General features: G+C 66.4%; 11 protein-coding genes, 1 tRNA gene, 3 rRNA genes and 2 pseudogenes. 15 read left to right on the top strand and 2 right to left on the bottom strand.

Annotated features, from left to right (window positions below):
- The first annotated feature begins 295 nt into the window (after positions 1 to 295).
- The 5 genes from rpsO (at position 296) to AWZ10_RS05530 (ending at position 5,864) form a co-directional block, all read left to right on the top strand.
- On the top strand, positions 296 to 583 hold the full coding sequence (gene rpsO, locus AWZ10_RS05550) for a 30S ribosomal protein S15 (protein WP_033529274.1): 288 nt from the start codon (positions 296 to 298) through the stop codon (positions 581 to 583).
- 438 nt (positions 584 to 1,021) lie between these two features.
- Positions 1,022 to 3,241 (top strand): polyribonucleotide nucleotidyltransferase, encoded by a 2,220-nt coding sequence (locus AWZ10_RS05545; protein ID WP_046706241.1) that lies wholly within the window; start codon positions 1,022 to 1,024, stop codon positions 3,239 to 3,241.
- On the top strand, positions 3,238 to 4,617 hold the full coding sequence (locus AWZ10_RS05540; RefSeq protein ID WP_037691662.1) for a M16 family metallopeptidase: 1,380 nt from the start codon (positions 3,238 to 3,240) through the stop codon (positions 4,615 to 4,617). The genes AWZ10_RS05545 and AWZ10_RS05540 overlap by 4 nt, the downstream gene beginning before the upstream one ends.
- Positions 4,618 to 4,640: 23 nt before the next feature.
- Positions 4,641 to 5,393 (top strand): 4-hydroxy-tetrahydrodipicolinate reductase, encoded by a 753-nt coding sequence (gene dapB / locus AWZ10_RS05535; protein WP_060890578.1) that lies wholly within the window; start codon positions 4,641 to 4,643, stop codon positions 5,391 to 5,393.
- A 15-nt stretch (positions 5,394 to 5,408) separates the two neighbouring features.
- Positions 5,409 to 5,864 carry a tetratricopeptide repeat protein gene (locus AWZ10_RS05530; protein ID WP_046706238.1) on the top strand — a complete coding sequence of 152 codons (456 nt, stop codon included), beginning with the start codon at positions 5,409 to 5,411 and terminating at the stop codon, positions 5,862 to 5,864.
- A gap of 85 nt (positions 5,865 to 5,949) precedes the next feature.
- On the opposite strand, the gene AWZ10_RS05525 is transcribed toward AWZ10_RS05530, so the two are convergent.
- A complete protein-coding gene (locus AWZ10_RS05525) occupies positions 5,950 to 6,507 on the bottom strand; it encodes a hypothetical protein (protein ID WP_046706237.1) in 558 nt (185 codons plus the stop codon).
- Positions 6,508 to 6,696: 189 nt separating this feature from the next.
- On the opposite strand from AWZ10_RS05525, the pseudogene AWZ10_RS05520 reads away from it, so the two are divergent.
- From AWZ10_RS05520 to AWZ10_RS05485, 9 genes and pseudogenes are all read left to right on the top strand, one after another.
- Positions 6,697 to 7,893 (top strand): annotated as a pseudogene (locus tag AWZ10_RS05520) (FAD-dependent thymidylate synthase); the annotation flags it as partial.
- Between the two features lie 3 nt (positions 7,894 to 7,896).
- Positions 7,897 to 8,346: pseudogene (thyX, locus tag AWZ10_RS53500) on the top strand (FAD-dependent thymidylate synthase); the annotation flags it as partial.
- Positions 8,347 to 8,557: 211 nt separating this feature from the next.
- Positions 8,558 to 9,457: a 4-hydroxy-tetrahydrodipicolinate synthase gene (dapA, locus tag AWZ10_RS05515; RefSeq protein WP_046706235.1), complete on the top strand. Its 900-nt coding sequence runs from the start codon at positions 8,558 to 8,560 to the stop codon at positions 9,455 to 9,457.
- Between the two features lie 150 nt (positions 9,458 to 9,607).
- Positions 9,608 to 11,290, top strand: a complete 1,683-nt coding sequence (locus AWZ10_RS05510; protein ID WP_046706234.1) for a ribonuclease J — start codon at positions 9,608 to 9,610, stop codon at positions 11,288 to 11,290.
- Positions 11,291 to 11,791: 501 nt separating this feature from the next.
- Positions 11,792 to 13,317: ribosomal RNA gene (locus AWZ10_RS05505) — 16S ribosomal RNA — on the top strand.
- Positions 13,318 to 13,631: 314 nt separating this feature from the next.
- Positions 13,632 to 16,754 (top strand): 23S ribosomal RNA (locus tag AWZ10_RS05500).
- 96 nt (positions 16,755 to 16,850) lie between these two features.
- Positions 16,851 to 16,967 (top strand): 5S ribosomal RNA (rrf, locus tag AWZ10_RS05495).
- The 16S, 23S and 5S rRNA genes sit together here, the layout of an rRNA operon.
- A gap of 114 nt (positions 16,968 to 17,081) precedes the next feature.
- Entirely contained in the window at positions 17,082 to 17,744 is a 663-nt protein-coding gene (locus AWZ10_RS05490; protein WP_060890577.1) for a DegT/DnrJ/EryC1/StrS family aminotransferase, read from the top strand.
- Positions 17,745 to 17,874: 130 nt separating this feature from the next.
- Positions 17,875 to 17,947: transfer RNA gene (locus AWZ10_RS05485), tRNA-Thr, on the top strand.
- A gap of 49 nt (positions 17,948 to 17,996) precedes the next feature.
- On the opposite strand, the gene AWZ10_RS05480 is transcribed toward AWZ10_RS05485, so the two are convergent.
- A complete protein-coding gene (locus AWZ10_RS05480; RefSeq protein ID WP_046705973.1) occupies positions 17,997 to 20,741 on the bottom strand; it encodes a SpoIIE family protein phosphatase in 2,745 nt (914 codons plus the stop codon).
- A 406-nt stretch (positions 20,742 to 21,147) separates the two neighbouring features.
- Here AWZ10_RS05480 and AWZ10_RS05475 point away from each other — a divergent pair, with 406 nt between their 5' ends.
- Complete coding sequence (locus tag AWZ10_RS05475) at positions 21,148 to 26,643, top strand: HAMP domain-containing protein (RefSeq protein WP_107417384.1); 5,496 nt, start codon at positions 21,148 to 21,150, stop codon at positions 26,641 to 26,643.
- Positions 26,644 to 26,736: the final 93 nt, after the last annotated feature.

Raw genomic sequence — 26,736 nt, 5'->3', positions numbered from 1 at the left:
GGCCGCCGACGCGCCCCGAACAAGGAGCGACGGCCGGCCCTCCCCGGCTCTCGTCGCTGATCGCCCGCAGGCAGGCCGTCGGACGCGTGCCCGGCGCCGAGCAGCCCCGTACCGGGAATCCCGGTCGGACGCACCCCTTCAGGCTGGTATTCTTTCCCGTGGCCGTTTGTGTGCGCACCCCCGGACTTTCGGAGGTAGCCCCCAGCGGACCCCCGTCACCCGAGTCACAGAAGCCCCCCTGAGACGCAGACCAGGGGCACTCGGTGACATCAACGAGACTCATGAGGAGTATCGCGTGTCGCTCGACGCCGCTACGAAGAAGCAGATCATCAGCGAGTTCGGTACCAAGGAGGGCGACACCGGCTCCCCCGAGGTCCAGGTCGCGATGCTCTCCCGCCGCATCTCGGACCTGACCGAGCACCTCAAGACCCACAAGCACGACCACCACTCCCGCCGTGGTCTGCTGATCCTGGTCGGTCAGCGTCGCCGCCTGCTGCAGTACCTCGCCAAGAAGGACATCCAGCGCTTCCGTACGCTGGTCGACCGCCTCGGCATCCGCCGCGGTGCGGCGGGCGCCAAGTAAGACGCCGTGAGGGGAGCGGTTCCCGGGAGAAACGGGGGACCGCTCCTTTTGCTGTACGCACCGCCGCGGCTCGCCGCACGCCCTTCCCGCGGCACTCGCCGGAACTCCGCAGGCCCCCGCTGGAAGGGGGCGCGCGGCCCCGACGCACGCGGGACGTACGGGCGGAAACGTGCGGAGTGTCACCACCCCTTTGTAGTGTGGTAGCACAACGCAATACGCACGACACAGCGTGAGGGACCCCGGACACGGGCGACCGCACGCACACCGAACGAGGAGAAGCGCACCTCGCCGCCGCCGGTCCTCGGTAGTGGCCCCCGGGAGATTACGAACCCCGAGGGCTTCGATCGAAGACCGGCCCGCACCAGACGGCGCGCTTCTCCGCCACCGTCCCCCTGCCACACGGGCGGGACCAGGGACGAAGACGAGGAGAATTTGCTAGTGGAGAACGAGACCCACTACGCCGAGGCCGTCATCGACAACGGCTCCTTCGGCACCCGCACCATCCGTTTCGAGACGGGCCGTCTGGCCCGCCAGGCCGCCGGCTCCGCCGTGGCCTACCTGGACGACGACACCATGGTGCTGTCGGCCACCACCGCCTCCAAGAACCCCAAGGACCAGCTCGACTTCTTCCCCCTCACGGTGGACGTCGAGGAGCGGATGTACGCCGCCGGCAAGATCCCCGGCAGCTTCTTCCGCCGTGAGGGCCGTCCCTCCGAGGACGCCATCCTCACCTGCCGGCTGATCGACCGCCCGCTGCGCCCGTCCTTCAAGAAGGGCCTGCGCAACGAGATCCAGGTCGTCGCCACGATCATGGCGCTCAACCCCGACCACCTGTACGACGTCGTGGCGATCAACGCCGCCTCCGCGTCCACGCAGCTGGCCGGTCTGCCCTTCTCCGGTCCGATCGGCGGCGTCCGCGTCGCGCTGATCAACGGCCAGTGGGTCGCGTTCCCGACGCACACCGAGCTCGAGGACGCCGTCTTCGACATGGTCGTCGCGGGCCGCGTCCTGGAGGACGGCGACGTCGCGATCATGATGGTCGAGGCCGAGGCCACCGAGAAGACCATCACGCTGGTCGCGGGCGGCGCCGAGGCGCCGACCGAGGAGGTCGTCGCCGCCGGTCTGGACGCCGCGAAGCCCTTCATCAAGGTGCTCTGCAAGGCCCAGGCCGACCTCGCCTCGAAGGCCGCCAAGCCGACCGGTGAGTTCCCGGTCTTCCTCGACTACCAGGACGACGTCTTCGAGGCGCTCTCCGCCGCCGTCAAGGACGAGCTGACCCAGGCGCTCACCATCGCGGGCAAGCAGGACCGCGAGGCCGAGCTGGACCGCGTCAAGGGTCTCGCCGCCGAGAAGCTGCTCCCGCAGTTCGAGGGCCGCGAGAAGGAGATCTCCGCCGCGTACCGCTCGCTGACCAAGTCCCTGGTCCGTGAGCGCGTCATCAAGGACAAGGTCCGCATCGACGGCCGCGGCGTCACGGACATCCGTACGCTCGCCGCCGAGGTCGAGGCCATCCCGCGCGTGCACGGTTCGGCGCTGTTCGAGCGTGGCGAGACCCAGATCCTGGGCGTCACCACCCTCAACATGCTCCGGATGGAGCAGCAGCTGGACACCCTCTCCCCGGTGACCCGCAAGCGCTACATGCACAACTACAACTTCCCGCCGTACTCCGTCGGCGAGACCGGCCGCGTCGGCTCCCCGAAGCGCCGCGAGATCGGCCACGGAGCGCTCGCCGAGCGCGCCATCGTGCCGGTCCTGCCGACGCGCGAGGAGTTCCCCTACGCGATCCGTCAGGTGTCCGAGGCCCTCGGCTCCAACGGCTCGACGTCCATGGGCTCGGTCTGCGCCTCCACCATGTCGCTGCTGAACGCCGGTGTGCCGCTGAAGGCCCCCGTCGCCGGTATCGCCATGGGCCTGATCTCCCAGGAGATCAACGGCGAGACGCACTACGTCGCCCTCACCGACATCCTCGGTGCGGAGGACGCCTTCGGCGACATGGACTTCAAGGTCGCCGGCACCAAGGAGTTCGTGACCGCCCTCCAGCTCGACACCAAGCTGGACGGCATCCCCGCCTCCGTCCTGGCCGCCGCTCTCAAGCAGGCCCGTGACGCCCGCCTCCACATCCTCGACGTGATGATGGAAGCGATCGACACGCCGGACGAGATGTCCCCGAACGCCCCGCGGATCATCACCGTCAAGATCCCCGTGGACAAGATCGGCGAGGTCATCGGCCCGAAGGGCAAGATGATCAACCAGATCCAGGAGGACACCGGCGCCGAGATCACGATCGAGGACGACGGCACCATCTACATCGGTGCCCAGCAGGGCTCGCAGGCCGAGGCCGCCCGCGCCACGATCAACGGCATCGCCAACCCGACCATGCCGGAGGTCGGCGAGCGCTACCTGGGTACCGTCGTGAAGACGACGACCTTCGGCGCGTTCGTGTCGCTGCTCCCGGGCAAGGACGGTCTGCTGCACATCTCGCAGATCCGCAAGCTCGCCGGCGGCAAGCGCGTGGAGAACGTCGAGGACGTCGTCGGTGTGGGCTCCAAGGTCCAGGTCGAGATCGCCGAGATCGACTCCCGCGGCAAGCTCTCCCTCATCCCCGTGATCGAGGGCGAGGACGGTTCTGAGGACAAGAAGGACGACGGCGACAAGTGACGTCCCGTAGCTCCAAGGCGACGGCCCGCACCTCCACGGAGGCGCGGGCCGTCGCCCGTACCCAAACCCTGATCAAGGGCATGAACGGCATCGGTACGGTCCGCAAGACCACCCTCCCGGGCGGCCTGCGCATCGTCACCGAGACCCTGCCGTCCGTGCGCTCCGCCACCTTCGGCATCTGGGCGCACGTCGGCTCCCGCGACGAGACGCCCGCGCTGAACGGCGCCACCCACTATCTGGAGCACCTGCTCTTCAAGGGCACGTCACGCCGTAGCGCGCTCGACATCTCCTCCGCGATCGACGCGGTCGGCGGCGAGATGAACGCGTTCACGGCGAAGGAGTACACGTGCTACTACGCACGCGTGCTCGACACCGACCTGCCGCTCGCCATCGACACGGTCTGCGACATGCTCACCGGCTCGCTCATCCGCGAGGAGGACGTCGACGTCGAGCGCGGCGCCATCCTCGAAGAGATCGCGATGACCGAGGACGACCCGGGCGACTGCGTGCACGACCTGTTCGCGCACACCATGTTCGGCGACACCCCCCTCGGCCGCCCGGTCCTCGGCACGGTCGACACGGTCAACGCCCTCACCGCCGACCGCATCCGCCGCTTCTACAAGAAGCACTACGACCCGACGCACCTCGTGGTCGCCTGCGCCGGAAACGTGGACCACAACAAGGTCGTACGACAGGTCCGTGCCGCCTTCGAGAGCGCCGGCGTCCTCGACCGTCCCGACGCCACCCCGATCGCCCCGCGCGACGGCCGCCGCGGCCTGCGTACGGCCGGCCGCGTCGAGCTGGTCGGCCGCAAGACCGAGCAGGCGCATGTCGTGCTCGGCATGCCCGGCCTCGCCCGCACCGACGAGCGCCGCTGGGCCCTCGGCGTCCTCAACACCGCGCTCGGCGGCGGCATGTCCTCCCGTCTCTTCCAGGAGGTCCGGGAGAAGCGGGGCCTCGCCTACAGCGTGTACTCGTACACGTCCGGCTTCGCCGACTGCGGCCTCTTCGGCGTGTACGCCGGCTGCCGTCCGTCCCAGGTGCACGACGTGCTCAAGATCTGCCGCGACGAACTCGACCAGGTCGCCGAGCACGGGCTGCCGGACGACGAGATCGAGCGCGCCATCGGCCAGCTCCGCGGCTCCACGGTCCTCGGCCTGGAGGACACCGGCGCGATCATGAACCGCATCGGCAAGAGCGAGCTGTGCTGGGGCGAGCAGATGTCCGTCGACGAGATGCTGACCCGGATAGCCATGGTGACCCCGGACGAGATCCGTGCCGTGGCCCGCGAGATCCTGGGACAGCGCCCCTCCCTGTCGGTGATCGGCCCGCTCAAGGACAAACAGGCGGCCCGTCTGCACGAAGCCGTCGCCTAACACCCCAGTTAAGGAACCAAGCAATGAGCAAGCTGCGCGTGGCGGTCCTCGGTGCCGGGGGCCGTATCGGCTCCGAGGCCGTACGGGCCGTCGAGGCCGCCGAGGACATGGAGCTGGTCGCCGCCCTGCGCCGGGGCGACAAGCTGGAGAGCCTGGCCGAGGCCGGCGCCCAGGTCGCCGTCGAACTGACCACCCCCGCCTCGGTCATGGACAACCTCGACTTCTGCGTCCGCCACGGCATCCACGCGGTCGTCGGCACCACGGGCTGGACCGACGAACGCCTCGCGCAGCTCAAGGGCTGGCTGGACAGCTCCCCGGAGACCGGCGTGCTCATCGCGCCCAACTTCTCCATCGGAGCCGTCCTGACCATGAAGTTCGCGCAGATCGCCGCGCCGTACTTCGAGTCCGTCGAGGTCGTCGAGCTGCACCACCCGAACAAGGTCGACGCCCCCAGCGGCACCGCCACCCGAACGGCCCAGCTCATCGCCGAGGCCCGCCGCGCCGCGGGTACCGCCCCGGCGCCGGACGCCACGGCGACGGCCCTGGACGGCGCGCGGGGTGCCGACGTCGACGGCGTTCCCGTGCACTCCGTACGTCTGCGCGGACTCCTCGCCCACCAGGAGGTGCTGCTCGGCGGCGAGGGCGAGACCCTGACGGTCCGGCACGACTCCCTCCACCACAGCAGCTTCATGCCGGGCATCCTTCTCGGTGTCCGCCGCGTGGTGACGACCCCGGGCCTCACCTTCGGCCTCGAACACTTCCTCGACGTGGGCTGAGCGGCCGGGAACGTCATGCGCGCGAAGATCACCTACGCCGTCACGGCAGCCGTCCTGGTCGTCTACTTCGTCCTGGTCGGCAGCCGGGGGATCCTGCTCATAGAGACCGGCACCCCGGTCACGATCGCCTTCGGCGTCGCCGTGCTCGTCCTGCCGGGGATCGGCCTCTGGTTCCTGTGGAAGAACACCCAGTTCGTCCGCAAGGCCAACCAGCTCGCCGCCGAACTCGACGCCGAAGGGGGCCTGCCCGTCGACGAGTTGAAGCGCACCCCGAGCGGCCGCATCGACCGCGACTCGGCCGACGAGGTCTTCGCACGGCGCAAGGAGGAGACCGAGGACGCCCCCGACGACTGGCGCACCTGGTTCCGCCTCGCCGTCGCCTACCACGACGCCCGCGACACCCCCCGGGCCCGTAAGGCAATGCAGCGCGCGATCGCCCTCCACGACGGCCGACCGGCACCGGCCACCTGATCTCCCGCTCCCCGCAGAGGGCGAGCCTCATATGGGTGAGGGGCCGGTCCGCAGCAGCGGACCGGCCCCTCACCCATATGTTCGACTACGCGGCGCGCCCGTACTCCGCCGCCCACGCCTCGATCGTGTCGGCCGCCCGGTCGAAGGCCTCCGTACGCGCCAGGAAGTCGGCGTTGTGCGTGGTCATCAGGGGCGTCACGTACTCCTGCACATGGTCCGTGCGGACGAGGAGCAGCGCCTGGCCCTGCACGGATCGCGGCAGCCCCAGCCACCGCACCGGCTGCTGCACGGTACGCACCGAGACGCTCGCCTCCCAGGACGCCGTACGCGTTCTGAAGAAGCCCACCTGACGTACGCCCCGCGCACTCACCCAGATGCCCACCCGCAGCAGCCGCAGAGCACAGCCGATCACCAGCAGCGCCGCGCCGAAGCAGATCGCGCCCGCCCGCGGTGTCTCGGCCACCGCGATGACGACCGCCGCGACCAGCACGTACGAGGCGAGCAGCAGCAGGAGCGCGGCCGCGCCGACCCGCCAGGGGCCGGGCCGGTAGGGACGCCGCCAGCGGTCGCGGTCCTCGAACGGCAGCGCTTCGTCCACCGCCTGGTCGAAGGCGCGATCGGCGGTCAGGAAGGGCAGGGGCACGGCTGGTCCTCACTCGATCCACGCACAGGTTTCGCCGGGTGAGGCTACCGAGCCGGGCCCCTCCCCACCACTCCCGGGGGTCCAACCGGGGCACAAGACGGCGCAACTCGGGCCAACCGGCCTCTCGTCGGTACCGGGCCGTAGAGTGGGCGCCGCCCGAGAGCAGCAATGGGAAGGATCCTCCGAGCCGTGACCGACACCCCCTCCGACGACCTCAAACCCAGCTTCCGCAGCGATGTCACCGTCGAGTTGGTGAAGCACAGCGCGGCCGACTCGGACGTGTTGTGGGCCGCCCGCGTCTCCACCGCCGGTGAACAGTCCCTGGAGGAGCTGAAGAAGGACCCTGAGCGCTCCAAGGGGCTCATCAACTACCTCATGCGGGACCGGCACGGCAGCCCCTTCGAGCACAACTCGATGACCTTCTTCATCAGTGCCCCGATCTTCGTCTTCCGCGAGTTCATGCGCCACCGGGTCGGCTGGTGCATCGCCGGTGACACCGAGATCACCCTGGAGAGCGAGGCCGGCAGTCCCCGTCGACGCACCATCGCCGAGCTGTACGAGCTGTGGCACCTCGGCGTCGAGGACCGACTTCCGCATTCCGCCGGTGGAGTGACCTGGCACAGCAGGGCCGGAAAATGGATGGCCCAGGTCCGGCGCGACGAGAAGAACCACTACCTCGGCCTGTACGAGAACCGTGAGGCAGCCGAGTCTGCCGTGGCGGAGTTCCGGGAGCTGCACCCCGGCACCCGCATCCGCAAGCTCGAATCGGTCCGTCGCAACCACGTGCGCTGCTACGACGAGGAGACACTTCTGGCCCAGCGGGCCAGGATCGTCGATGTCATCGAGTCCGGGGTCAAGTCACTCATCAAGATCACCACGGAGTCCGGGAAAACGCTCCGCAGCACGGTCGATCACGCGGTGCTCACGCCTGAGGGCTGGTGCAAGGCGGGTGAACTCTCCGTCGGGGACGCGGTCATGGCGGCGGGGACGGCACCCCGTCCCGCGCAGGCTCCGGTTCCGCCCAGTCTGCGGCGCGGTATCGGCGTGTGGACCTCCACGCAGCGAGAGCGGCTGATCGAGGAGATCGACACCTGCCACCTCTGCGGCCAGGACTTCCCCCGTGCGGAACTCGCCCTGGACCACGTGGTTCCGGTGGCCGGTGACCTGACCCGGGCCCTCGACGAGAAGAACCTCGCACCGGCGTGCGAGCCCTGCCACGCGATCAAGAGCGCCGGCGAGCAGGCTCTGGCCCAGCGTGGTGGCGAGCTCGCCAAAGCCGTTCCGGACCGGATCGTCGCCATCGAGCAGGACGGCGAGGAGATGACGTACGACCTCTCCGTGGAAGGCCCCTGGCACAACTTCCTCGCCAACGGGATCGTCGTGCACAACTCGTACAACGAGGAGTCGGGTCGCTACCGGGAACTCCTGCCCCACTTCTACGTTCCCGACGAGGCGCGCAAGCTGGTCCAGGAGGGCCGCCCCGGCAAGTACGTCTTCGTGGAGGGCACGCAGGCGCAGCAGGAACTGGTCGGGCGGGTCATGGAGGACTCGTACGTCCACGCGTACGAGGCGTACCAGGAGATGCTCGCCGCCGGAGTGGCCCGAGAGGTCGCCCGAGCGGTGCTCCCGGTCGGCCTCTTCTCCTCGATGTACGCCACCTGCAACGCCCGCTCGCTGATGCACTTCCTCGGTCTGCGCACCCAGCACGAGCTCGCGAAGGTGCCTTCCTTCCCGCAGCGGGAGATCGAGATGGTGGGCGAGAGGATGGAGGCGGAGTGGGCCCGGCTGATGCCGCTCACCCACTCCGCGTTCAACGCGAACGGCCGGGTCGCGCCGTAGCGGACCGCCGACTTTCGGCCAGGCACAGATGTACGGGTCAGCCGAGTGAAGTGTCCGTATTGCGGCATTTCGAGAAGTTCATCTAGCCTGATCAAACGGACCCGGCACTGCTTGAACCCCCGAGCAGGCAGTGCCGGGCTCCGCATTTGTCCTGACTTTTCCCGCCCCCCGAGGGCAGACCGTGCCCTGAGCAGCGAGTAGCGTGTTACCCATGGCTCCGACCTCGACTCCGCAGACCCCCTTCGGGCGGGTCCTCACCGCCATGGTCACGCCCTTCACGGCGGACGGCGCACTCGATCTCGACGGCGCGCAGCGGCTCGCCACCCACCTGGTGGACGCAGGCAACGACGGCCTGGTCATCAACGGCACCACCGGCGAGTCCCCCACCACCGGTGACGCGGAGAAAACGGACCTGGTACGAGCCGTCCTGGAAGCCGTCGGAGACCGTGCCCACGTCATCGCCGGCGTCGGCACCAACGACACCCACCACAGCAAGGAGCTCGCCCGCGCCGCCGAGAAGGTCGGCGCCCACGGTCTCCTCGTCGTCACGCCGTACTACAACAAGCCCCCGCAGGAGGGCCTGTACCGCCACTTCAAGGCGATCGCCGACGCCGCCGACCTGCCGGTGATGCTGTACGACATCCCCGGCCGCAGCGGTGTCCCGATCGACACCGAGACGATCGTCCGGCTGGCCGAGCACCCGCGCATCGTCGCCAACAAGGACGCCAAGGGCGACCTCGGCCGTGCCAGCTGGGCCATCGCCCGCTCCGGCCTCGCCTGGTACTCGGGCGACGACATGCTGAACCTTCCGTTGCTCTCCGTGGGCGCGGTCGGCTTCGTCTCGGTCGTCGGCCACGTCGTCACCCCCGAGCTGCGCGCCCTCGTCGATGCGTACGTCTCCGGTGACGTCCAGAAGGCCACCGAGATCCACCAGAAGCTGCTCCCGGTCTTCACCGGGATGTTCCGTACCCAGGGCGTGATGACGACCAAGGCGGCGCTCGCCCTCCAGGGTCTGCCCGCCGGACCGTTGCGCGCCCCCATGGTCGAGCTTTCGCCCGAGGAGACGGCCCAGCTCAAGATCGATCTTGGCGCCGGCGGGGTACAGCTCTAACACCGGACTTCGCGCGACGCGACAACCTGACTTCACAACTGAATAGGCAGGACGAAAGTGCCTGCGTCCACATCCACAACTGCTTTTGCACGAACGTCATGCGCGCCACGTGCCACGGAGGTACGTGGCGCGCGTGGTGAGGAGAGTCTTTTGAGTCATCCGCATCCTGAACTCGGCCCGCCGCCCCCGCTCCCCGAAGGTGGCCTGCGGGTCACCCCGCTGGGCGGCCTCGGCGAGATCGGCCGGAACATGACCGTCTTCGAATACGGCGGCCGACTACTGATCGTCGACTGCGGGGTGCTCTTCCCCGAGGAGGAGCAGCCCGGTATCGACCTGATCCTGCCGGACTTCTCGTCCGTCAGGGACCGCCTCGACGACATCGAGGGCATCGTCCTCACACATGGCCACGAGGACCACATCGGAGCCGTCCCGTACCTGCTCCGGGAGAAGCCCGACATCCCGCTGATCGGTTCCAAGCTGACCCTCGCGCTCATCGAGGCCAAGCTCCAGGAGCACCGCATCCGCCCGTACACCCTTGAGGTGGTCGAGGGGAACCGCGAGCGTATCGGCCCCTTCGACTGCGAGTTCATCGCGGTCAACCACTCCATCCCGGACGCCCTCGCCGTGGCCATCCGTACCCCCGCGGGCATGGTGGTCCACACGGGTGACTTCAAGATGGACCAGCTCCCGCTGGACAACCGCCTGACAGATCTACACGCGTTCGCACGGTTGAGCGAGGAGGGGATCGACCTCCTTCTCTCCGACTCGACGAACGCCGAGGTCCCGGGGTTCGTTCCCCCCGAGCGAGACATCTCCAGTGTCCTGCGCCAGGTCTTCGCGGGCGCCAGCAAGCGGATCATCGTGGCGAGCTTCGCCAGCCACATCCACCGCATCCAGCAGATCCTCGACGCTGCACACGAGTACGGCCGTCGGGTCGCCTTCGTCGGCCGCTCGATGGTCCGGAACATGGGTATCGCCAGGGACCTGGGCTACCTGAAGGTCCCGCCGGGCCTGGTCGTGGACGTCAAGACACTCGACGACCTGCCGGACCACGAGATCGTCCTCGTGTGCACCGGATCACAGGGCGAGCCGATGGCGGCCCTGTCCCGCATGGCCAACCGGGACCACCAGATCCGCATCGTCCAGGGCGACACGGTGATCCTGGCCTCGTCCCTGATCCCCGGCAACGAGAACGCGGTCTACCGCGTCATCAACGGCCTGACCCGCTGGGGCGCCAACGTCGTGCACAAGGGCAATGCCAAGGTCCACGTCTCCGGACACGCCTCGGCCGGCGAACTGCTGTACTTCTACAACATCTGCCGCCCGAAGAACCTGATGCCGGTGCACGGCGAATGGCGCCATCTGCGCGCCAACGCCGAACTGGGCGCCCTGACGGGCGTTCCGCACGACCGCATCGTCATCGCCGAGGACGGCGTGGTCGTCGACCTCATCGAGGGCAGGGCCAAGATCTCCGGCAAGGTCCAGGCGGGATACGTGTACGTCGACGGTCTCTCGGTGGGCCTCGGCGAGCCCGCCCTGAAGGACCGGCGGATCCTGGGCGACGAGGGCATCATCTCGGTCTTCGTGGTGGTGGACTCCTCCACCGGGAAGATCACCGGCGGTCCGCACATCCAGGCCCGCGGCTCCGGCATCGAGGACTCCGCGTTCAGTGCGGTCGTCCCGCGGATCAGTGAGGTCCTGGAGCGTTCGGCACAGGACGGGGTCGTCGAGCCCCATCAGCTGCAACAGCTCATCCGTCGCACCCTCGGCAAGTGGGTCTCCGACACCTACCGGCGCAGGCCGATGATCCTGCCTGTGGTGGTGGAGGTCTGACCCCCCGTCAGTGCCCGCCTGGAGCGGGGCTCCTCGATTTGCATCGGGGCGCCCCGCTCCAGTACGTTTACGGCTCCGCCCAGGGGGGAACCCGACGCAACTGTGCGTCAGGAGCCACCCGAACCGGGCGGAAATTCCGACTCAGAACTTCTGATAAAGTCGGAGTCGCCGGAAAGGGAAACGCGAAAGCGGAAACCTGGAAAGCACCGAGGAAATCGGATCGGAAAACGATCTGATAGAGTCGGAAACGCAAGACCGAAGGGAAACTGCCCGGAGGAAAGCCCGAGAGTAGCTTGGGTGAGTACAAAGGAAGCGTCCGTTCCTTGAGAACTCAACAGCGTGCCAAAAATCAACGCCAGATATGTTGATACCCCGTCCGCCGAAACTTTTCGGTGGTCGAGGTTCCTTTGAAGTAAAACACAGCGAGGACGTTGTGAACGGTCGGGCTTATTCCGCCTGACTGTTCCGCTCTCGTGGTGTCGACCCGATTACGGGTAAACATTCACGGAGAGTTTGATCCTGGCTCAGGACGAACGCTGGCGGCGTGCTTAACACATGCAAGTCGAACGATGAACCACTTCGGTGGGGATTAGTGGCGAACGGGTGAGTAACACGTGGGCAATCTGCCCTTCACTCTGGGACAAGCCCTGGAAACGGGGTCTAATACCGGATACAACACTCTCGGGCATCCGATGAGTGTGGAAAGCTCCGGCGGTGAAGGATGAGCCCGCGGCCTATCAGCTTGTTGGTGAGGTAACGGCTCACCAAGGCGACGACGGGTAGCCGGCCTGAGAGGGCGACCGGCCACACTGGGACTGAGACACGGCCCAGACTCCTACGGGAGGCAGCAGTGGGGAATATTGCACAATGGGCGAAAGCCTGATGCAGCGACGCCGCGTGAGGGATGACGGCCTTCGGGTTGTAAACCTCTTTCAGCAGGGAAGAAGCGAAAGTGACGGTACCTGCAGAAGAAGCGCCGGCTAACTACGTGCCAGCAGCCGCGGTAATACGTAGGGCGCGAGCGTTGTCCGGAATTATTGGGCGTAAAGAGCTCGTAGGCGGTCTGTCGCGTCGGATGTGAAAGCCCGGGGCTTAACCCCGGGTCTGCATTCGATACGGGCAGACTAGAGTGTGGTAGGGGAGATCGGAATTCCTGGTGTAGCGGTGAAATGCGCAGATATCAGGAGGAACACCGGTGGCGAAGGCGGATCTCTGGGCCATTACTGACGCTGAGGAGCGAAAGCGTGGGGAGCGAACAGGATTAGATACCCTGGTAGTCCACGCCGTAAACGGTGGGAACTAGGTGTTGGCGACATTCCACGTCGTCGGTGCCGCAGCTAACGCATTAAGTTCCCCGCCTGGGGAGTACGGCCGCAAGGCTAAAACTCAAAGGAATTGACGGGGGCCCGCACAAGCAGCGGAGCATGTGGCTTAATTCGACGCAACGCGAAGAACCTTACCAAGGCTTGACATACACCGGAAACGGCCAGAGATGGTCGCCCCCTTGTGGTCGGTGTACAGGTGGTGCATGGCTGTCGTCAGCTCGTGTCGTGAGATGTTGGGTTAAGTCCCGCAACGAGCGCAACCCTTGTTCTGTGTTGCCAGCATGCCCTTCGGGGTGATGGGGACTCACAGGAGACTGCCGGGGTCAACTCGGAGGAAGGTGGGGACGACGTCAAGTCATCATGCCCCTTATGTCTTGGGCTGCACACGTGCTACAATGGCAGGTACAATGAGCTGCGAAGCCGTGAGGCGGAGCGAATCTCAAAAAGCCTGTCTCAGTTCGGATTGGGGTCTGCAACTCGACCCCATGAAGTCGGAGTTGCTAGTAATCGCAGATCAGCATTGCTGCGGTGAATACGTTCCCGGGCCTTGTACACACCGCCCGTCACGTCACGAAAGTCGGTAACACCCGAAGCCGGTGGCCCAACCCGTAAGGGAGGGAGCTGTCGAAGGTGGGACTGGCGATTGGGACGAAGTCGTAACAAGGTAGCCGTACCGGAAGGTGCGGCTGGATCACCTCCTTTCTAAGGAGCACTTCTACCGAACTCTTCGGGGTGAGGTCAGAGGCCAGATCATCAGCGAACGTCTGATGCTGGTTCGCTCAGGGTGGAACGTTGATTATTCGGCCGGTTCACGGGCCGGAGGCTGTGAGTACTGCTCGTAAGAGTGTGGAAAGCATGATCTCTGGACGGGGACGGGTCGGGCACGCTGTTGGGTGTCTGAGGGTATGGCCGTATGGCTGCCTTCAGTGCCGGCCCCAGTGCACTCGAACTTCTGGTTCGGGGTGATGGGTGGTTGGTCGTTGTTTGAGAACTGCACAGTGGACGCGAGCATCTGTGGCCAAGTTTTTAAGGGCGCACGGTGGATGCCTTGGCACCAGGAACCGATGAAGGACGTGGGAGGCCACGATAGGCCCCGGGGAGTCGTCAACCAGGCTTTGATCCGGGGGTGTCCGAATGGGGAAACCCGGCAGTCGTCATGGGCTGTCACCCTTGCCTGAACACATAGGGCAAGTGGAGGGAACGCGGGGAAGTGAAACATCTCAGTACCCGCAGGAAGAGAAAACAACCGTGATTCCGGGAGTAGTGGCGAGCGAAACCGGATGAGGCCAAACCGTATACGTGTGAGACCCGGCAGGGGTTGCGTGTACGGGGTTGTGGGATCTCTCTTTCACAGTCTGCCGGCTGTGAGACGAGTCAGAAACCGTACAGGTAGGCGAAGGACATGCGAAAGGTCCGGCGTAGAGGGTAAGACCCCCGTAGCTGAAATTTGTACGGCTCGTTTGAGAGACACCCAAGTAGCACGGGGCCCGAGAAATCCCGTGTGAATCTGGCGGGACCACCCGTTAAGCCTAAATATTCCCTGGTGACCGATAGCGGATAGTACCGTGAGGGAATGGTGAAAAGTACCGCGGGAGCGGAGTGAAATAGTACCTGAAACCGTGTGCCTACAAGCCGTGGGAGCGTCGCGCATCGAGCTTGCTCGGTGCGTCGTGACTGCGTGCCTTTTGAAGAATGAGCCTGCGAGTTTGCGGTGTGTTGCGAGGTTAACCCGAGTGGGGTAGCCGTAGCGAAAGCGAGTCCGAACAGGGCGATTCAGTAGCACGCTCAAGACCCGAAGCGGAGTGATCTAGCCATGGGCAGGTTGAAGCGGAGGTAAGACTTCGTGGAGGACCGAACCCACCAGGGTTGAAAACCTGGGGGATGACCTGTGGTTAGGGGTGAAAGGCCAATCAAACTCCGTGATAGCTGGTTCTCCCCGAAATGCATTTAGGTGCAGCGTCGTGTGTTTCTTGCCGGAGGTAGAGCACTGGATAGGCGATGGGCCCTACCGGGTTACTGACCTTAGCCAAACTCCGAATGCCGGTAAGTGAGAGCGCGGCAGTGAGACTGTGGGGGATAAGCTCCATGGTCGAGAGGGAAACAGCCCAGAGCATCGACTAAGGCCCCTAAGCGTACGCTAAGTGGGAAAGGATGTGGAGTCGCACAGACAACCAGGAGGTTGGCTTAGAAGCAGCCACCCTTGAAAGAGTGCGTAATAGCTCACTGGTCTAGTGATTCCGCGCCGACAATGTAGCGGGGCTCAAGCGTACCGCCGAAGTCGTGTCATTTCAGCATATAGGGCCAACGCCTGCTGGGATGGGTAGGGGAGCGTCGTGTGCCGGGTGAAGCAGCCGCGGAAGCGAGTTGTGGACGGTTCACGAGTGAGAATGCAGGCATGAGTAGCGATACAAACGTGAGAAACGTTTGCGCCGATTGACTAAGGGTTCCTGGGTCAAGCTGATCTGCCCAGGGTAAGTCGGGACCTAAGGCGAGGCCGACAGGCGTAGTCGATGGATAACCGGTTGATATTCCGGTACCCGCTGTGAAGCGTCAAACATTGAACCAGGCGATGCTAAGTCCGTGAAGCCGTTCCGGACCCTTCGGGGAAAGGAAAGTGGTGGAGCCGACGGACCAGACTTGCAGTAGGTGAGTGATGGGGTGACGCAGGAAGGTAGTCCATCCCGGGCGGTGGTAGTCCCGGGGTAAGGGTGTAGGCCGTGCGATAGGTAAATCCGTCGTACTTGTGGCTGAGACCTGATGCCGAGCCGATTGTGGTGAAGTGGATGATCCTATGCTGTCGAGAAAAGCCTCTAGCGAGTTTCATGGCGGCCCGTACCCTAAACCGACTCAGGTGGTCAGGTAGAGAATACCGAGGCGTTCGGGTGAACTATGGTTAAGGAACTCGGCAAAATGCCCCCGTAACTTCGGGAGAAGGGGGGCCATCACTGGTGAGGGAACTTGCTTCCTGAGCTGGGGGTGGCCGCAGAGACCAGCGAGAAGCGACTGTTTACTAAAAACACAGGTCCGTGCGAAGCCGTAAGGCGATGTATACGGACTGACGCCTGCCCGGTGCTGGAACGTTAAGGGGACCGGTTAGTCACATTTCGGTGTGGCGAAGCTGAGAACTTAAGCGCCAGTAAACGGCGGTGGTAACTATAACCATCCTAAGGTAGCGAAATTCCTTGTCGGGTAAGTTCCGACCTGCACGAATGGCGTAACGACTTCTCGACTGTCTCAACCATAGGCCCGGTGAAATTGCACTACGAGTAAAGATGCTCGTTTCGCGCAGCAGGACGGAAAGACCCCGGGACCTTTACTACAGTTTGATATTGGTGTTCGGTTCGGCTTGTGTAGGATAGCTGGGAGACTTTGAAGCGGCCACGCCAGTGGTTGTGGAGTCGTCGTTGAAATACCAGTCTGGTCGTGCTGGATGTCTAACCTGGGTCCGTGATCCGGATCAGGGACAGTGTCTGATGGGTAGTTTAACTGGGGCGGTTGCCTCCTAAAGAGTAACGGAGGCGCCCAAAGGTTCCCTCAGCCTGGTTGGCAATCAGGTGTTGAGTGTAAGTGCACAAGGGAGCTTGACTGTGAGACCGACGGGTCGAGCAGGGACGAAAGTCGGGACTAGTGATCCGGCGGTGGCTTGTGGAAGCGCCGTCGCTCAACGGATAAAAGGTACCCCGGGGATAACAGGCTGATCTTCCCCAAGAGTCCATATCGACGGGATGGTTTGGCACCTCGATGTCGGCTCGTCGCATCCTGGGGCTGGAGTCGGTCCCAAGGGTTGGGCTGTTCGCCCATTAAAGCGGTACGCGAGCTGGGTTTAGAACGTCGTGAGACAGTTCGGTCCCTATCCGCTGCGCGCGCAGGAATATTGAGAAGGGCTGTCCCTAGTACGAGAGGACCGGGACGGACGAACCTCTGGTGTGCCAGTTGTCCTGCCAAGGGCATGGCTGGTTGGCTACGTTCGGGAGGGATAACCGCTGAAAGCATCTAAGCGGGAAGCCTGCTTCGAGATGAGTATTCCCACCCACTTGATGGGGTAAGGCTCCCAGTAGACGACTGGGTTGATAGGCCAGATATGGAAGCCTGGTAACGGGTGGAGTTGACTGGTACTAATAGGCCGAGGGCTTGTCCTCAGTTGCTCGCGTCCACTGTGTTGGTTCTGAAACCACGAACAACCCCATTCCCTTGTTTGGTCACGGGGGATGGTGCGGTTGAGTGTTTCATAGTGTTTCGGTGGTCATAGCGTGAGGGAAACGCCCGGTTACATTCCGAACCCGGAAGCTAAGCCTTACAGCGCCGATGGTACTGCAGGGGGGACCCTGTGGGAGAGTAGGACGCCGCCGAACAAATATTGAAAGAGCTGGTCCCCGAATTTCGGTTCGGGGACCAGCTCTTTTTTGTTGGGCGTCACTTGGAGTTCACATTGCGCGACCAGGATCCGCGCCATGGGTACCGTTGGAATGCTCAGGGCCGCAGGTGTCGGCGCCGGTGACGAAGTGGTCGTGCCGGCGTTCGGGAACCCGGAGGTCGCTCAGGCAGTGAGCCTGGCAGGGGCTGTGCCGGTGTTCGCCGACATAGACCCGGTGACGTACTGTCTGGATGCCTCGGCTGTCGAGGCCGCGGTGTCACCGCGGACCGTGGCAGCGGTTGTCGTCCACCGCTTCGGCCGGTCGGCCGATATCGCGTCGCTCCGTCAAGTCGGGCAGCGGCATGGGCTGCTGCTGCTGGAGCAGGGCGAGTCGGAGACGCCGTACAGCGAGCTGGGGGAGCGTCGGCGGCAGGCCGCTTACCTCAGTGCGAAGCTGAAGGGCGTCCGGACTCCCGAGGGGAGTGACGGGCACACCTTCCAGCAGTACGTCGTGCGAGTGCCCGGAAACGGGCGGCCGGACCGGGACGCCTTCGCGCGCGCCGTGCGTGCCAAGGGAGTCCAGTGCAGTGTGCCGGTGAAGACACCCGTACACCGGATTCCCGGGTTCCGGCGGGACGTGTGTCTGCCCGAGACCGAGCGTGCCGCCGACGAGACGCTGGCGCTGCCCATCGGCGGCGAGATGTCGCGGCGGGAACTGCAGCGGCTGGTGTCCACCTGCAATGCGCTCGGCGGCTTGCTGCAGCCGGCCTTCTAGCCCTTCGGATGCGCGGGGCAACTCGGGGGCGCGTGGAGCTTTTGGCAGTGCGCCGGGTGGTTCGAAGGAACTGCCGGTTCGGGGTATGATCTATCTCGTTGCCGCGAGGGGGACCTCGGTCAGGTGACAGGCCCCTATAGCTCAGTCGGTAGAGCGTCTCCATGGTAAGGAGAAGGTCAACGGTTCGATTCCGTTTGGGGGCTCAGCCAAAAGGCCCCGCCCGATCGGGCGGGGCCTTTGTCGTATCCGGAGTCAGTCCCTCTGGAGCCCCGGGACGCGCATCGCCAGGATGGCCATGTCGTCGGAGGGGGCGTCGGAGGCGAAGCGTTCGACCGCGCGCATGACGCGGGCCGCGACCGCGCCAGCCGTGAGGCCCGTACAGGCGGTGAGCACCTCGGTGAGGCCGTCGTCGCCCAACATGCGGGTGCCTTCACGGCGTTCGGTGACGCCGTCCGTGACGCACAGGAGGACGTCGCCGGGGTCGAGGGTGACCGTCTGCTCGTAGAGCTCCAGGTCCTCCATGACACCGAGGAGCGCTTGCGGTTCAGCGGCGGGCTCGACCGTGCCGTCCTGGCGCAGGCGCAGCGGGAGCGGGTGACCGGCGCAGACGACCTTCAGTACGGCGCTGCCGTCCTCCTGGGGCCACAACTCGCCGTACAGGAGCGTCAGGAAGCGGCTGCGGGCGCCCTCGTCGATGATCGCGGAGTTGAGACGCTCAAGGACCGCCGGTCCGCCGTAGCCCTCGCGGGCCAGCAGGCGCAGGGCGTGGCGGGCCAGGCCGGTGACCGCGGCGGCCTCCGGGCCGGTGCCGCAGACGTCGCCGATGGCGAAGCCGTACGCGCCGTCGCGGATGGGGAAGAGGTCGTAGAAGTCGCCGCCGACCTCGTTGCCCTCGCCGGCCGCGCGGTAGATGACCTCGACCTCGACGCCGTCGATCTGGGGAAGCTCGGGTGGCAGGAGGCTGCGCTGGAGGGACTGGCTGATGGCCACGCGCTCCGAGTACAGGCGGGCGTTGTCCAGGGCGAGGGCGGCCCGGCGGGAGAGGTCCTCGGCCAACTCCAGGATCTCCTGGCGGAAGTGTTCGTCCGTGGGCTTGCCGAGGGTCAGCATGCCGATCACGCGGTTGCGGGCCACCAGCGGGAGGACAACTGTTTCGCCGCCCACCGCCGAGGCCGTCGCCAGCGTCGTGCCGATGCCCGAGCTGACCGTGGCGGGCTCGCCCAGCCCCAGGCTGCGCATCGAGGTGCGCAGGGCCGCCTGGTGGGCAGCCTCGGCGGGGGCCGTCCAGACGCGGGCGCCCGGGGTGGGGATGGGCTCAGGCGGGCGGATCTTGGAGAGGAGGGCCTTGAGGCCGTCGATGAGGTCCTCGTCCTCGTGCAGGACGTAACTGAGGTACGGGTCCGAGGCCTGGTCGGCGATCGTGTAGACGGCGCACCAGGTGGCGAGGGTCGGGATCGTCATCTGGGCCATGAGGGCCAGTGTCTGGTCGCGGTCCAGGGTGCCGGCCAGGAGGTCGGAGGCTTCCACCAGGAAGCTCAACGAGCCGCGGCGCAGACGCTCCAGCTCGCCCAGGCGGGCCGACTCGACGGCCAGGGCGATGCGGTCGGCGGCGAACTGGAGGCGCAGGGCCTCCTCGTTGGAGTAGCGGCCCTGGGACTCGGCGGCGACGCCCAGGGAGCCCGTGAGGCGGCCCTCGACCTTGAGGGGGACCGTGACGACCGAGCGCATGCCCGTGCCGTTGAGGAGGGGGACGGCGCCGGGGACGGCCGTGAGATCGTCGTGGACGGCGGGCATACGGGCCGAGCCGTAGCGGCCGGGGCCGGCGTCCACGGGGACGCGGGCGAAGCGCTGACGGGCCGACGGGAGGCCCGTGGAGGCCCGTACCTCCAGCTCGGTCTCGTCGTCGGTCGCGAGGAGCAGGAAGGCGGAGTCCCCGTCGAGCATGTCGCGGGCGCGCTCGACCGTGCGCTGGAGCAGGCCGTCGAGGTCGTCCGGGGCGGGGGAGCCGATGAAGACCTCGAAGGGGTCCGTGGCCTGGCCCTCGCCGGAACCGGAGCCGTCACCGGACGGCATGCGGATCGGGGTCTGGAGGACGGCGCGCTCGTGGTCCTGGACGAGAAGGCAGACCGTGGAGGGGTCGCCGCCCGTGTCGCGGACCCGGAGGTGGGAGGCGTAGACCGGCGTCACGCGCCCGTTGGCGCAGCGGATGCCGTAGCTGCCCTCCCAGCGGGAGAGTTGGAGGGCCTCGACGACGCCGGTGCTGGTGCCGGGGGTGTGCGGCCAGGCGGCGAGGTCGGTGAGCGGCTTGCCGATGACCTGGTCGGGGGGGTACCCGAAGAGTTCCTCGGCGTCCTCGTTCCAGGCGCCGATCGCGCCCACGCGGTCGATCTGGACGACCGCGACGCGGACCCGGCCGTCGGCGAGCGGGAGCAGGTCGGCGGGGAGGGCAGGGCCGGCCGAGCGGGTGCCCACCGGGCGGTCGGGAAGATCGAGTTGGAACCAGACCTGCTTGTGGGTGGACGTGTACTCGACGCCCCAGCGAGAGGCCATCGCCGCGCACAGCTGGAGGCCGCGGCCGCCCTCGCGGTCCGGGCTGCCCATGTTGATGTGGCTGCCCTGGAGGGGGATCTCACGCTCGGGATATCTGTCGGCCACCTCGATGCGTACGCCGTCGTCGGCCCGCAGACAGAGGACGTCGGCGGAGGTTCCCGCGTGGACGACCGCGTTGGTGACGAGTTCGCTGGTGAGGACCACCGCGTCGTCGACGATGTCGGCGAAGCCCCAGCCGTGGAGGGTGTCGCGGACGAACGAGCGGGCGGTCGCGACGGATCGTGAGACGGCAGTGAAGCTGGCGGCCGCGCGCGCGGTGATCACAGAACTCCTTGTCCGGTTCTCGACGTGCGGGGATCCTGGGACGGCCTCCTGCCGTGGCAGAGGCTGGTTCTCCGTCGGCCTGGGTTCCTGGGGGGTCTCCCCAGGATGCAGTCCGGTGGTCATGGTGAGGCCGCCCCTCCGATGCCTGCCCGCTCGTGCTCGTGCGCCACCGCCCAGGCCGGACGGGTCCGGCATGGCTGGACAGCCGCATGCAAGGTTACTTACCTTCGCCGTCCATGCGGATGCCGGTCGTCTGTGTTTCCGTCCGGAGGTGTGCGGACCGTGTGCGAAGCTGCCGAACTGTTATGGCCTGGTTCAGCCATGGTGAAACACTGGGCAGGCTTCCAGGAGAAGGTCGGGCGAGTCCGAGTACCTTCCCAGTGCGTCGGGGAGTGGCACCCGGCCCGCTGAGCAGAAGTATCCGAGTACGAAGCAGTACGAGTGGTACGAACAGTGTGAGCAGTACGAAGCGTTCGAATGCGGCGAAGTACGTCCAGCAGGAACGGTCGACCCTTGCGGGAGGGACACAGTGGAGTCTGGCGCAGCGACGCGGGGCACTAAGGCGCGCGCGAAAGGCGGACAGTCCCAGAGTGACCAGCGCACATCACGTAAATCGCGTAATGGGACCATCACCGTGGACACGGCTGCCCTGAACCGGCTGCTCACGGCGCTGGAGGCGATGCGGGACGGCAATTTCCGCAAGCGGCTGACCGTCTCGGGCGACGGTGTGATGGCCGAGATCGCCGCCGTGTACAACGAGGTGGCGGACCGGAATCTGCATCTGACCGGTGAGTTGTCGCGGGTGCGGCGCGTGGTGGGGCGTGAGGGCAAGCTCACCGAGCGGCTGGAGACGGGTGCCACCGAGGGGTCCTGGGCTGCCGCGATCGATGCGTCGAACGCGCTGGTCGACGACCTCGTACGGCCTGTCTCCGAGGTCAGCCGGGTGCTGTCGGCCGTCGCGGACGGTGATCTGTCGCCGCGCATGGAGCTGCGGTCGCAGGGGCCGGACGGGACCGGGCATCCGCTGCGCGGGGAGTTCCTGAAGGTCGGGCGTACGGTCAACAACCTGGTCGACCAGCTGTCGACGTTCACCGACGAGGTCACCCGGGTGGCCAGCGAGGTGGGCACCGAGGGCAAGCTGGGCGGGCAGGCCAAGGTGCGTGGCATGTCCGGTTCGTGGAAGGACCTGACGGAGTCCGTCAACACCATGGCGCACCGGCTCACCGCACAGGTGAGGGACATCGCCCTGGTGACGACCGCGGTGGCGAAGGGTGACTTGTCCCGGAAGGTCACGGTTCACGTGGCCGGCGAGATGCTGGAGCTGAAGGAGACCGTCAACACGATGGTCGACCAGCTCTCCGCGTTCTCCTCCGAGGTGACCCGAGTCGCTCGCGAGGTGGGCACCGACGGGCAGCTCGGCGGTCAGGCCGAGGTGCCGGGTGTGGCGGGTGTGTGGAAGGAGCTCACCGATTCGGTGAACACCATGGCCGGCAATCTCACCGCACAGGTGCGGGGGATCGCCCAGGTCACCACCGCGGTCGCCAACGGCGACCTGTCGCAGAAGGTCACCGTGCCCGCACGCGGTGAGGTCGCCAAGCTCGCCGAGACCATCAACCAGATGACCGAGACGCTGCGGATCTTCGCCGACGAGGTCACGCGGGTGGCGAACGAGGTCGGTGCCGAGGGCCGGCTGGGCGGTCAGGCGCAGGTGCCGGGCGCGGCCGGAACATGGAAGGACCTCACCGATTCGGTGAACACGGTCTTCCGGAATCTCACGATCCAGGTGCGGGACATCGCGGCGGTGACGACGGCCGTGGCCAACGGCGACCTGTCGCAGAAGGTCACCGTGGACGTGGCCGGCGAGATGCTGGAGCTCAAGAACACCGTCAACGGGATGGTCGACCAGCTCTCGTACTTCGGTGCCGAGGTCACGCGGGTGGCGAACGAGGTCGGTGCCGAGGGCCGGCTGGGCGGTCAGGCGCAGGTGCCGGGCGCGGCCGGTACGTGGAAGGACCTGACGGACTCCGTCAACACCGCGTTCCGGAATCTCACCGGACAGGTGAGGAACATCGCGGCGGTGACGACGGCCGTGGCCAACGGTGACCTCTCGCAGAAGGTCACCGTCGATGTCGCGGGCGAGATGCTCGAACTGAAGAACACCGTGAACACGATGGTGGACCAGCTGTCGTCGTTCGCCGACCAGGTGACGCGCATGGCCCGGGACGTGGGCACGGAGGGCCGCCTCGGCGGTCAGGCCCGCGTGGACGGTGTGTCCGGTACGTGGAAGGAACTCACCGACTCCGTCAACTCGATGGCCGGCAATCTCACCTCGCAGGTGCGCAACATCGCGCAGGTGACGACGGCAGTGGCGCGGGGCGACCTGTCCCAGAAGATCGACGTCGACGCGCGCGGCGAGATCCTGGAGCTGAAGAACACCATCAACACGATGGTCGACCAGCTCTCCTCCTTCGCCGACCAGGTGACCCGGGTCGCCCGGGACGTGGGCACGGAGGGCCGCCTCGGCGGTCAGGCGCAGGTGCCCGGTGTCGCCGGGGTGTGGCGCGACCTCACCGAGTCCGTGAACGGGATGGCAGGCAACCTGACCGGTCAGGTCCGCAACATCGCGCAGGTCGCCACGGCGGTGGCCCGCGGAGACCTCTCCCAGAAGATCACCGTGGACGCGCGCGGCGAGATCCTGGAGCTGAAGAACACGCTGAACACGATGGTGGACCAGCTGTCGTCGTTCGCGGAGGAGGTCACCCGGGTCGCCCGCGAGGTGGGTACGGAGGGCCAGCTCGGCGGTCAGGCCGAGGTGCAGGGTGTCTCCGGCACCTGGAAGGACCTCACGCAGTCGGTGAACTTCATGGCGAACAACCTGACGATCCAGGTGCGTCAGATCGCCGAGGTCACGACCGCCGTCGCCAAGGGCGACCTGTCGAAGAAGATCACCGTCGATGCCAAGGGCGAGATCCTCGAACTCGTCACCACCGTCAACACGATGGTCGACCAACTGTCGTCCTTCGCCGAGCAGGTGACCCGGGTGGCCCGTGAGGTGGGCACGGAGGGCATTCTGGGCGGCCAGGCGCACGTGCCGGGCATCACCGGCATCTGGAAGGACCTCAGCGGCAACGTCAACCTGATGGCCAAGAACCTCACCATGCAGGTGCGGAACATCTCCCAGGTCGCGGCCGCCGTCGCCAACGGTGACCTGACCCGCACCGTGACGATCGAGGCGGCCGGTGAGGTCGCGGAGCTCGCCGACACCTTCAACAGCATGGTGAAGACGCTGAGTTCGTTCGCCGACCAGGTCACCAAGGTGGCCCGTGAGGTGGGCACGGACGGCATCCTGGGCGGCCAGGCGCACGTACCGGGTGTGGCGGGCACGTGGAAGGACCTCACCGAGTCCGTGAACTCGATGGCGTCCAACCTCACCGGGCAGGTCCGCAACATCGCGATGGTCACGACCGCCATCGCCAAGGGCGACCTGACCAAGAAGATCGACATCGACGCGCGCGGCGAGATCCTGGAGCTCAAGACCACCATCAACACGATGGTCGACCAGCTGTCGTCCTTCGCCGAGGAGGTGACCCGCGTTGCCCGCGAGGTGGGCACCGAGGGTCAGCTGGGCGGTCTGGCGCGGGTGCGGGACGTCGACGGCACCTGGCGGGACCTCACCGAGTCGGTGAACGAGATGGCCGGGAACCTGACCCGGCAGGTGCGCGCCATCGCGCGCGTGGCCACCGCGGTGACCCGGGGCGACCTGAACCTCAAGATCGACGTCGACGCGTCCGGCGAGATCAAGGAGCTGCAGGACTACATCAACAAGATGATCGCCAACCTCCGCGACACCACGATCGCCAACCAGGAGCAGGACTGGCTCAAGGGCAACCTTGCCCGGATCTCCGCCCTGATGCAGGGCCGCCGGGACCTCGACGACGTGGCATCGCTGATCATGAGCGAGCTGACGCCGGTGGTGTCCGCGCAGCACGGCGCCTTCTTCCTCGCGCTGCCGTTCCTGGACGGCAAGGACCTGGCCCCGGACAACGACGAGCAGTACGAGCTGCGCATGCTCGGCTCGTACGGCTACTCCATGGGCTCCATGCCGACGTCGTTCCGGCCCGGCGAGGCGCTGGTCGGGACGGCCGCGAAGGAGAAGCGCACGATCCTGGTGGAGAACGCGCCGAGCGGCTATCTGAAGATCTCCTCCGGGCTCGGTGAGGCACCCCCGGCGCAGGTCATCGTGCTTCCGGTGCTCTTCGAGGGCACCGTGCTCGGGGTGATCGAGCTGGCGTCGTTCACACCGTTCACGCAGATCCAGAAGGACTTCCTGAACCAGATCGCGGAGATGATCGCGACGAGCGTCAACACCATCTCCGTCAACACCAAGACCGAGGTGCTGCTGAAGCAGTCGCAGGAGCTGACCGAGCAACTGCGCGAGCGGTCCGACGAGTTGGAGAACCGGCAGAAGGCACTCCAGGCGTCCAACGCCGAACTGGAGGAGAAGGCCGAGCTGCTGGCCCGGCAGAACCGCGACATCGAGGTCAAGAACACCGAGATCGAGGAGGCGCGCCAGGTCCTGGAGGAGCGCGCCGAGCAGCTCGCGGTCTCCATGCGCTACAAGAGCGAGTTCCTGGCGAACATGTCGCACGAGCTGCGCACCCCGCTCAACTCGCTGCTGATCCTCGCCAAGCTGCTCGCCGACAACGCCGAGTCGAACCTGACGCCCAAGCAGGTCGAGTTCTCCGAGACGATCCACGGGGCGGGCTCCGACCTGCTCCAGCTGATCAACGACATCCTGGATCTGTCGAAGGTCGAGGCGGGCAAGATGGACGTCTCGCCGACCCGTATCGCCCTCGTCCAGCTCGTCGACTACGTGGAGGCCACCTTCCGGCCGCTGACCGCGGAGAAGGGCCTCGACTTCTCCGTACGGGTCTCGCCGGAGCTGCCCGCCACGCTGCACACCGACGAACAGCGGCTGTTGCAGGTGCTGCGGAACCTGTTGTCCAACGCGGTGAAGTTCACCGACTCCGGGGCCGTGGAACTGGTCATCCGGCCGGCCGGCGCGGATGCGCCGGTGGCCATCAAGGAGCAGCTGCTGGAGGCGGGCTCGCTGCGGGACGCGGACGCCCCCATGATCGCGTTCTCGGTGACGGACACGGGCATCGGCATCGCGGCCAGCAAGATGCGGGTCATCTTCGAGGCGTTCAAGCAGGCGGACGGCACCACGAGCCGCAAGTACGGCGGTACGGGCCTGGGCCTGTCCATCTCGCGGGAGATCGCCCGACTGCTGGGCGGCGAGATTTACGCGCAGAGCGAGCCGGGACGCGGCTCCACCTTCACCCTGTATTTGCCGCTGCACCCGAGCGAACTGCCTCCGCAGGGCTACGCGCACAGTGCGCCCGCCGCGCTGGAGGCGGGGGAGCTGCTGGCCTCCGAGCACGAGCTGGCCGAGCGCACCGAGACGCCGGCCGAGGTGAAGTCGTACCGCGAGACGCAGAACGGGGCCGCCGCGCTCTTCCGGCGGCGTCGCAGGTCCGTGCCGACGGGCTCCCCGTCGGACCTGTACCAGCAGGGCAACGGGCGGGCACAGGAGCACTGGGCGCAACAGGCCGCGCAGGAGGCGGCGCAGCCGCGCCGGACGATTCGCTTCGACGGCGAGAAGGTACTCATCGTCGACGACGACATCCGTAACGTCTTCGCGCTCACCAGCGTCCTGGAGCAGCACGGTCTGTCCGTGCTGTACGCCGAGAACGGCCGCGAGGGGATCGAGGTCCTGGAACAGCACGACGACGTGACGGTCGTCCTGATGGACATCATGATGCCCGAGATGGATGGATACGCGACGACCACGGCAATCCGCCGGATGCCCCAGTTCGCCGGACTGCCGATCATCGCGCTGACGGCCAAGGCGATGAAGGGCGACCGGGAGAAGGCGATCGACTCGGGAGCCTCCGACTATGTGACGAAGCCGGTCGATCCGGATCATCTGCTGTCGGTCATGGAGCAGTGGATGCGAAGTGAGTGACAGGACGAGCGGCCGGTGGTCGCAACCCGTCGGAGGGCGCACCGAGTTGCTGACTGAGTGTGGCCGGGGTCGTGTAGAAACGCGGGATCCGGG

Origin of the sequence: Streptomyces europaeiscabiei, from assembly GCF_001550375.1 — a bacterium.
Classification (GTDB): Bacteria; Actinomycetota; Actinomycetes; order Streptomycetales; family Streptomycetaceae; genus Streptomyces; species Streptomyces europaeiscabiei.
Note: the sequence above shows the minus strand (reverse complement) of the source record. Positions and strands in the feature narration are given on the sequence as shown.